This window comes from Agromyces sp. NPDC058064 (assembly GCF_042885275.1).
In the GTDB taxonomy this organism is placed as follows: domain Bacteria; phylum Actinomycetota; class Actinomycetes; order Actinomycetales; family Microbacteriaceae; genus Agromyces.
The window spans coordinates 125,341-134,437 of sequence record NZ_JBHVSE010000006.1 but is presented as its reverse complement, the minus strand read 5'-3'; the positions used below and the strand labels follow the sequence as shown (position 1 = coordinate 134,437).

At 73.0% G+C, this 9,097-nt stretch carries 5 protein-coding genes; 3 read left to right on the top strand and 2 right to left on the bottom strand.

Translation table 11 applies throughout. The features are described from left to right. Positions 1-148: 148 nt before the first annotated feature. On the bottom strand, positions 149-3,835 hold the full coding sequence (locus ACFVSL_RS17605; protein WP_386942283.1) for an efflux RND transporter permease subunit: 3,687 nt from the start codon (positions 3,833-3,835) through the stop codon (positions 149-151). Between the two features lie 92 nt (positions 3,836-3,927). Here ACFVSL_RS17605 and ACFVSL_RS17600 point away from each other — a divergent pair, with 92 nt between their 5' ends. Continuing rightward, positions 3,928-5,046, top strand: a complete 1,119-nt coding sequence (locus tag ACFVSL_RS17600) for a hypothetical protein (protein ID WP_386942282.1) — start codon at positions 3,928-3,930, stop codon at positions 5,044-5,046. Positions 5,047-5,147: 101 nt separating this feature from the next. Next, the gene (locus ACFVSL_RS17595; RefSeq protein WP_386942281.1) at positions 5,148-6,665 is read left to right on the top strand and encodes a hypothetical protein; all 1,518 of its coding nucleotides are present in this window, start codon (positions 5,148-5,150) and stop codon (positions 6,663-6,665) included. A gap of 246 nt (positions 6,666-6,911) precedes the next feature. On the opposite strand, the gene ACFVSL_RS17590 is transcribed toward ACFVSL_RS17595, so the two are convergent. Continuing rightward, positions 6,912-8,360, bottom strand: a complete 1,449-nt coding sequence (locus ACFVSL_RS17590) for a PLP-dependent aminotransferase family protein (RefSeq protein WP_386942280.1) — start codon at positions 8,358-8,360, stop codon at positions 6,912-6,914. Between the two features lie 62 nt (positions 8,361-8,422). On the opposite strand from ACFVSL_RS17590, the gene ACFVSL_RS17585 reads away from it, so the two are divergent. After that, a complete protein-coding gene (locus tag ACFVSL_RS17585) occupies positions 8,423-9,076 on the top strand; it encodes a YitT family protein (protein WP_386942279.1) in 654 nt (217 codons plus the stop codon). The last annotated feature ends 21 nt before the right edge of the window (positions 9,077-9,097 follow it).

Here is a 9,097-nt window from a genome sequence, read left to right as displayed (position 1 = left end):
CCCACGCATCGCCGGGGGGGCCCGCGCCGGGGGTGGGGGCCGCCACCCGGCGGGCGGTGTCCCTGTCCCCCCACACCCCCGGGGGCGCACCGGCCACAGCTCGAATGGAGACCGGCCCGATCGGATCATCGGTCGGGCTCGGCGTGGCTCAGACGGGCCGCGTGCCTCCGTGCTCGTCGTCATCGTCACGCGCCTCGGTCGAGCGCGTCGGATCGCTGGACTCGTCCGGCTCGCTCGGCTCGGCCGACTCAGTCGGCTCGACCGGCTCGCTCGGCTCGACGGGCTCGCCGGCTGCGGGCGCCTCGGTCGGCGCGGCGGTCGGCCACGGCTCAACAGGCCGATCGGCGGCCGCCTGGGGAGCCTCGGTGGCCGCGGTCATCGAGGCGGGCCCCGCCGCGCCTGCGCCCGTGACCGCCCCCGCGCCCGCGCCCGCAGGCGACGCAGCCGCAGGCACCGGCGCCGAGGCATCCGCCCCGGCCGCCTTCGCGGCCCGCTTCGCCTTGCGGCGCTCGCGCCCGCCCTCGACGAGGTCGTAGAGCACGGGCAGCACGACGAGCGTGAGCAGCGTCGACGAGAGCAGACCGCCGATCACCACGATCGCGAGCGGCTGCGAGATGAATCCGCCGTGGCCGGTGATGCCGAGCGCCATCGGCAGCAGCGCGAAGATCGTCGCGAGCGCCGTCATGAGGATCGGCCGCAGTCGTCGGGAGGCGCCGTGCACGAGGGCGTCGCGCACGTTCATGCCGCGGTCGCGGTACTGGTTCACGAGATCGACGAGCACGATCGCGTTCGTCACGACGATGCCGACGAGCATGAGCACGCCGACGAGCGACGCGACGCCGAGGGGGATGCCCGTGATCACCTGCAGCGCGATCGCGCCGGTCGCCGCGAACGGCACCGAGACGAGCAGCAGCAGCGGCTGCAGCAGTGAGCGGAACGTCGCCACCATCACGATGTAGACGATCAGGATCGCCGCGAGCAGCGCGAGGCCGAGCTGCGAGAACGACTCCTGCTGGTCGGCGGTGACGCCGCCGAGCGAGGCGGTCGTGCCCTCGGGCAGCTCGACCGTGTTCACCGCGGCCTGCACCTCGCCGCTCGCCGTGCCGAGGTCGTCGCCCGAGGGCGTCGCGGCCACGGTCGAGCTGCGCAGGCCCTGCACGGTCGTGACCGACGCCGGCCCGTCGACCTGCTCGACCGTCGCGAGGGTGTCGAGGCGCACCACGCCGGTCGGCGTCGGCACCTCGAGCGCCGAGAGCTCCTCGACCGTGACGGGCGGGTTCTCGGTCGCGAGGTAGATCGTGAGGGTCTTCTCGTCGATCACGACCGAGCCGGCGCTCTGCGGCTGCATCGCCGCCGAGACGAAGCCGCCGAGGGCGACCTCCGAGTAGCCCGCCGCCGCGGCATCCGCCCGGTTCACCTCGACCGCCACGTACGGACGCGACTCCGACAGGTTCGAGGTGACCTGCGACACCGACTCGACGCCGTCGAGCTCGTCGACGACCGCGTCGGTCGCGGCCTGCAGGTCCTCGGCGTTCGAGGCGGTGATGTCGACCTCGATGTCGTTCGAGGCGCCGAAGCCGCTCGACGCGGCGAGCGAGACCTCGCCGACGTCGTCGAGGCCGTCGAGCTCCTCGCGCACCTCGGCCTGCAGGGCGTCCTGGTCGGCGTCCTCATCGGTCGTGACCGAGTAGGTGACGGTCGCGCCGCCGCCGCCGAACGCCGCGGCGAGCGGGTTGGAGCCCGAGCCGATCGACGTCTGCACCGTCTCGACGCCCTCGGTGTCGCGGATCACCTGCTCGACCGGCTTCGACGCCTCGTCGAGCGCGGCGAGGCTGGTGCCGATCGGCAGCTCCTGCGTGACGCGGAAGGTGTTCTGCCCCGAGGAGCCGAGGAAGTTGGTCTTCATCAGCGGGATCATCGCGCCGGTGCCGACGAGCACCAGCACGGCGATGACGAGCGTGACCACGCCGTGGCGCAGCGTCCAGCCGATGACGGGCAGGTAGCCGCGCTGCAGGCGCGACGGGTGCTCGAGCTCGTCGGGCGCGACGACCGGCGCGGCCGGCTTCGCGACCGTCGCGGTGGATGCCTCGCGCCCCGCGCCCGCGACGGGCAGCCCCGTGGCGCCGCTCTCGTCGCGCAGCTCGGGGGCGAGCCAGACGTCGTCGACGAACGCGGCCGCCGCCTCCTCGGCCTGGACCTCTTCGGCGCCCTCCTCGACCTTCAGGCGCGCGGGCTTGAGGAACCAGTACGCGAGCACCGGCACGATCGTGAGCGAGACGAGGAGCGAGGCGAGCAGCGCGATCGTCACGGTCAGCGAGAACGGGCGGAACAGCTCGCCGGTGACCCCCTCGACGAGGGCGATCGGCAGGAACACCGCGACCGTCGTGATCGTCGAGGCGGTGATCGCGCCCGCGACCTCGCGCACGGCCCGCACGATCGTCGACGCCTTGTCGACGCCCTCGACGAGGTGCCGCTTGATGTTCTCGATGACGACGATCGAGTCGTCGACCACGCGGCCGATCGCGATCGTGAGCGCGCCGAGCGTGAGGATGTTGAGCGTGTAGTCCGCCGCCTGCAGGCCGATGAAGGTGATCAGCACCGAGGTCGGGATCGAGATCGCGGTGACGAGGGTCGCGCGAACCGACATCAGGAAGATCAGGATGACGAGCACCGCGAACGCGAGGCCGAGCAGGCCCTCGGTCGCGAGCGATTCGATCGACTGCTCGATGTACGGCGCCTGGTCGAAGACCACCGTGAAGGTCGCGCCGGGGTTCGTCGTGTCGAGCGAGGACTCCAGCCCGGGCAGGAGGGCGGTCACCGCGTTCGACACCTCGACGGTGTTCGCGGCGGGCAGCTTCGTGACCGAGATCGTGAGGGCCGGCTCGCCGTCGACGCGGGAGATGCTCGTGACCGGGTTGTCGGTGAGCTCGACGGTCGCGACGTCGGAGATGGTCGCCTCGGCGGGCACCCGCACCTCGGCCGGGAGCGCACCCGCGTCGGCGCCGTCGGCCGGCAGTTCGGTGCCGTCGGTCGGCAGCTCGGTGCCGTCGCCGGTGCCCTCCTCGGGGAACTCGGGGATCGCGGCCGCCTCGGTGGCGCCGAGCACCGGCAGGGCGGCGATCTCGTCGACGCTGCCGATGCGCGTGCCGGTCTGCACCGCGAAGGTCGACTCGCCCTCGGTGATGGTGCCGGCCGGCACGAGGAGGCCGTTCTGCTGCAGCGCGTCGCGGATCGCCTGCTGGCTGATCGCGAACTCGGCGAGCTTCTCGGGGTCGGGGGTGATCGTGACCCGCTGGCCGATCTCGCCGACGAGGGTCGCGTCGCGCACCCCGTCGACGTCGGTGATCTCGCCGAGGGTGGTGCGCTCGATCTCGTCGGAGAGGGCGCTCATGTCGTCGGCACCGGTGACCGCGATCTGCAGCACCGGGAAGTCGTCGAGGCTCAGCGCGATGACCTGCGGGTCGACGTCGTCGGGCAGCTGGCTCTGGATGCGGTTGACCGCCGACAGCAGCTTCTGCTCGGCGAAGGCGAGGTCGGTGCCGTAGGTGAAGCTCGCGGTGACGCGCGAGAGACCGGTCGAGCTCGTCGTCGACGTCGACTCGAGCCCCGTGATGCCCTGGATCGCCGTCTCGATGGGCGTCGACACGTCGGTGTTGACGATGTCGGGCGACGCGCCCGGGTAGCTCGACACGATCGAGAGCTGCGGGAACTCGATCGAGGGTGCGAGCTCCTGCTTCAGACTCGTGAGCGAGATGCCGCCGAAGATCGCGACGACGATCGTGACGAGCGCGATGAGCGCGCGGTTCTTCATGCTGAGCGCAGCGAGCAGGTGCATTGCTCGATTCTCGCAGGCGGGTGGGCCGCGGATGTCACCGAGTGTCGGAATCCGTCGGGGGAACCCCTCGACCGAGTGGCACCGCTCGCGCTATGGTGACCCTCGTGGGGGTCGCGACGATCAGCGATGGCGGGGCGGCACGGCAGGTGCCGTGGCTTCGCTACGCCGTGCTCGGCACCGCGTTCTCCGCCGCCTGGCTCGCGGTCACGCTCTTCTCGAGCGGCGCGAGCGCCTCGGCCGACGAGCAGGAGCCGAGCGGACTGCTGGGCGGAGTGGGCTCGCTGCTCGGCGGCGTGACCCAGGTCACCGGCGCCGTCGGCGACACCCTCGACGGGGTGGTCGACACCGTCGTCGAGCCGGTGAACCAGCTGCTCGACCCCGTCGTCGAGGTCGCACCCGATCCCGTGGCCGACACGATCGACACCGTCGTCCCCGACGTCGTCGACACCGTCACCGACACCGCGAACACCGTGATCGGCGGAACGAACTCGACGGTCGGCGAGGTCGCCAACGGGGTGACGGGCACCGTGTCCGACCTCGCGGGCGGCGGCACCGTCGGCTCGATCACGACCCCGGTGACCGGCGCCGTCGACGACCTCGTCGGCTCACTTCCCGTGCTCGGCTCGCTGCTCGGCGACGACGCGCTCGGCGGAATCGTCGCCCCCGTGGTCGGCGCCGTCGACACCACTCTCGGCGAGGTCGTCGGCGGCATCGGCGCACTCCCGACCGACGGCACCGGGGTGCTCCCCCAGCTGCCGTCGATCCCACTGCTTCCCGGCGATCCGATCGACCCGGGCCTGCCGGGCGAACCGGGCGAGCACCCGGTCGATCCCACGGCTCCCTGGGTACCGCCGACGCCTCCGGGCGCGACCGCGGCGCCGGCGAACAGCGACGCCGGGCCGCCCGGTTCGGGCCCGCCCTGGGCATCGTCCGCTGGTTCGACGTCGCTCGGCGCAGCCTCGGCGCTGCCCACCGAGCCGCGAACCCCGAACGACGGCGCACCCGCGCCGAGCACACCTGCCGCCCCCGGCGGCGGCTCCGGCGCACCGGGTACCGGCGCCGCGGGGGCCGGTGCGGGCGCGGCATCCGGCACCTCCGACGCGGCCTTCGCCGCCCTCGAACTCGACGCCCTCGCGTCGCTCGCGCTCAACTCGGTCGACGACGAGCTGCCGTCGTCGCCCGTCTACGAGACCGACTCCACCCCTGACTGACGGGGGCCGGTCCGCACGCACGCACCTCGCGCGCGTTCGCGGACACGGTCATCGCTCCCTGCCCGGGAGCGACATTTCCCATCAGTCAGGAGGACTGGATCATGAAGAGAATGGCCTTGAGGGCGCTGTACGCGACCCTCTTCGCCGGGGGGCTCACGCTCCTCGGAGCCGGCGTCGCGCACGCGTCCGAAACGGGCGGCGACGACGGCATCGCGTCGGGAACCCAAGCCGGCATCTCGATCGACCTGCCCATCACGCTCGGCGGCAACGCGATCTCCCTCATCGGGGACTCGTCGTCGTCGGACGCCACGACGGAGGTCGCGACCGGCGACGCCGCCGAACCCGCCGCGGTCACCTCGGGTGACGACGGCATCGGCTCGGGCACCCAGGCGATCATCGACGTCGACGTCCCGATCACCGTGGGCGGCAACGCCGTCTCGGTGATCGGCGACTCGTCGAGCGAGGGCGCCGCCACGTCGAGCGAGTCCGCTTCGACGCCGACCGCGACCGCCGGCACCGCAGCCGAGACCGACGGGGACGACTCGATCCTCGGCGGGACGCAGGGGCTGATCGACCTCGACATCCCGATCACCCTCGGCGGCAACGCCATCTCGGTGATCGGCGACTCGAGCTCGACCGGCGCGACGACGGACGTCGCCACCGGCGACGGCTCGAGCGGTGCGGGCGAGGCGGTGACGTCGGGCGAGGACAGCCTGCTCGGCGGCACGCAGATCCTCGGCGGCATCGAGCTCCCGATCACCCTCGGCGGCAACGCCATCTCGGTGATCGGCGACTCGACGAGCGACGGCGCGACCACCACGGTCGGCACCGGCGGCTCGGGCGGAACCGGCACAGGCGAGGCGGTGACGTCGGGCGAGGACAGCCTGCTCGGCGGCACGCAGATCCTCGGCGGCATCGAGCTCCCGATCACCCTCGGAGGGAACGCGATCTCGGTGATCGGCGACTCGACGAGCGACGGCGCGACCACCACGGTCGGCACCGGCGGCTCGGGCACGGGCGAGGCCACGACATCGGGAGGCGACTCGATCCTCGGCGGCACCCAGCTGCTGCCCGAGCTCGGTCTGCCGGTGACGATCGGCGGCAATGCGATCTCGGGGATCGGCGACTCCACGTCGACCGATGCCGAGACGGTCGTGCAGCCTGGAACCGGGGGCGGTTCGGCGACGACGGACGGTGACGGCGGGCTGCTCGGGGGAACACAGCTGCTGCCTGGACTGTCCCTGCCCATCACGATCGGCGGCAACGCGATCTCGGTGATCGGCGACAGCGAGACCGACGGGTCGACGACGATCGTCGATCCGGTGGACCCGGTCGACCCGGTGGACCCCGTGGACCCGGTCGACCCGGTCGACCCGGTGGATCCCACCGACCCGGTCGACCCCGTCGACCCGGTGGATCCCACCGACCCGGTGGATCCCACCGACCCGGGTGACGGCGAGGGCTCGACGGTCGCCTCCGACGGCGACTCGACGGTCGTCGCGGGCGATGCGTCGCTCGCCTCGACGGGCGCCGACGTGTCGGGCCTCGGCCTCGCCGCGTTCGCCCTGCTCGGCGGTCTCGTGCTCGTCGGATTCCGGCGGTTCGCGATGCGCCGATAGCCGGGGCTCCCGGCGCCGCCCTACCGGCGCCGGGACCCGACCGGCTCAGCGGGTCGAATCGGTCGAACCGGACCCCGTGCCGCGGACCCGTGCGGCACGGTGAGGTCGCGCGTCCCAGGCGCGATCGGTCGGGGCGGCGGACGAGCGCAGTCGTCCGCCGCCCCGCACTCGCGCGCCCGGACACCGGAGCCCGGCACCGGGGCACTTCGATCCCGGAAGCCCCTGGCAGCCCGGGAAGCCGTCGCGCTACACGACCGCCGGCAGCAGCCCGGCGTCGACCGCGGGCATGCCGGCCATCGACTCCCAGGCCACGCGCAGCGCCTGCACGGCCGCCTCGGTCTCGGCGACGGGCTGGCAGATCGGCAGGCGGAGGAAGCGCTCGAAGGCGCCGTCGATGCCGAAGCGGGGCCCGGCCGCGATGAGCAGCCCCTGCGAACGTGCGGCGAGCGCGAGCTGCGAGCTCACGGGCGCGCCGATGCCGATCCAGGTCGCGATGCCGCCGTCGACGTGCGGCACGTGCCACTCGGGGAACGCCTCCGCGATGAGCTCCTCGAGGCGGTCGCGCCCGGCGCGCAGCTCGGCGCGGCGAAGGGCGAGGATCTCGTCCATCCGCGGCATCAGCCGGGTGACGAGCAGCTGCTCGAGGATGGGCGTGCCGAGGTCGCCGGGCGCGCGCACGGCGACGAGCTTGCGGATGAGCGTGGGCTCGGCGCGGATCCACCCGATCCTGACGCCGCCCCAGACGGTCTTGCCGACCGAGCCGATGAGCACGGCCGTGCCGGGCGGCCCGTACGCGGCGAGCGGCAGCGGGTCGAACGCGCGGTCGATGTCGAGTTCGGCCGTCGTCTCGTCGGCGAGGACGACGGTGCCCTGGCGGGCCGCCGCGTCGAGCACCCGCTCGCGACCCGCCTCGCCGAGGCTGCGACCCGTGGGGTTCTGGAAGTCGGGCATGAGGTACGCCGTCGAGGGGTTGGTGCGGGCGAAGGCGCGCTCGAGCGCCTCCACCTCGTCGTCGGCTCCGGCGATCGCGTCGTGCGGGCTGACGGGCACGGTGACGAGGCGGGCGCCGGCGACGCGGAGCGCCTCGTACGCGTGCGGATACGTCGGCGCCTCGATGACGGCACGGTCGCCGCGACCGACGAGCACGCGCGAGAGCAGGGCGATCGCGTGCTGCGCGCCGATCGTGACCATGATCTGCTCGGGCGAGGTCGGCAGGCCTCGCAGGGCGTAGCGATCGGCGATCGCCTGGCGCAGCGCGGGGGTGCCGACGGGGTCGAAGCCCGAGTCGCCGAGGTGGGCCGGCAGTTCGTCGGCGGCTTCGCGGGCGACCTCGGCGAGCCACGGCAGCGCCGGCGGCGCCGCCTTCGAGAGGTCGATCTCGAGCGAGGCCGGCGGCGCGGGCATCGCCGCGGGCGCCCCGGGCAGGCGGGCGACGCTGCCCGAGCCGCGAAGACTCCGAAGCAGGCCCTGCTCGCGCAGATGCCGGTAGGCGGCCGTGACGGTCGTGCGGCTGAGGCCGAGCCGTTCGGCGAGCTCGCGCTCCGCGGGCAGGCGCGTCTCGACGCTCACCCGGCCGTCGAGGATGAGCAGGCGCACCCGCTCGGCGAGCGCGAGGTAGGCGGCACCGCGGGCGGCGCCGCGCCAGTCGCCGAGGAGGTTCTCGAGCGCACGGGCGCTGAGCGTGGCATCCGTCATGCAAGCCACTTTAGTGGAATTGGCTACTTGCTTACAGTCCAATCGTGAAATTGGATGTATCCATGCTCCGCCGTATTCCCCAACTGCTCATCGGGCTCGTGCTCTACGGCATCGCCGACGCGATGCTGATCCGCGCCGCCCTCGGCGTCGACCCCTGGACGGTCTTCGCCCAGGGCTTCTCGAACCTCACCGGCATCGGCATCGGCTGGCTCACGAACCTCATCGGCCTGGCGGTCCTCCTGCTGTGGATCCCGCTGCGGCAGAAGCCCGGCGTCGGCACGGTGCTCAACATCCTGCTGATCGGCCCGAGCATCGAGCTCGGGCTCTGGTTCATCCAGACGCCGCCCGAGCTCTGGCAGAAGATCCTGCTGTTCACCGGCGGCCTGCTGCTGCTCGCCGTCGCGAGCGGCCTCTACATCGGCAGCCGCTTCGGGCCCGGCCCGCGCGACGGCCTCATGACCGGCATCCACGCGCGCACCGGCTGGCCGATCTGGGTCGGTCGCACGATCGTCGAGGTCACGGTGCTCGCGATCGGCTGGATGCTCGGCGGCGACGTCGGCTTCGGCACCCTCGCGTTCGCACTGCTCATCGGCCCGCTCTGCGGTCTCACGCTCCCCTTCTTCGCCGTGCCCGAGAAGCCGAAGCGGATGCCCCGCGCCGATGTCGGCACCGGCACCGCCGCGACTCCCGCGGTGGAACCGGCGGGGGCGAACTAGACGGCTGCGGCCTCCGAGGCC

Coding starts and splice junctions, on each gene's coding strand:
- ACFVSL_RS17605 (WP_386942283.1), bottom strand. CDS start 3,835: ATGCACCTGCTCGCTGCGCTCAGCATGAAGAACCGCGCGCTCATCGCG.
- ACFVSL_RS17600 (WP_386942282.1), top strand. CDS start 3,928: ATGGTGACCCTCGTGGGGGTCGCGACGATCAGCGATGGCGGGGCGGCA.
- ACFVSL_RS17595 (WP_386942281.1), top strand. CDS start 5,148: ATGAAGAGAATGGCCTTGAGGGCGCTGTACGCGACCCTCTTCGCCGGG.
- ACFVSL_RS17590 (WP_386942280.1), bottom strand. CDS start 8,360: ATGACGGATGCCACGCTCAGCGCCCGTGCGCTCGAGAACCTCCTCGGC.
- ACFVSL_RS17585 (WP_386942279.1), top strand. CDS start 8,423: ATGCTCCGCCGTATTCCCCAACTGCTCATCGGGCTCGTGCTCTACGGC.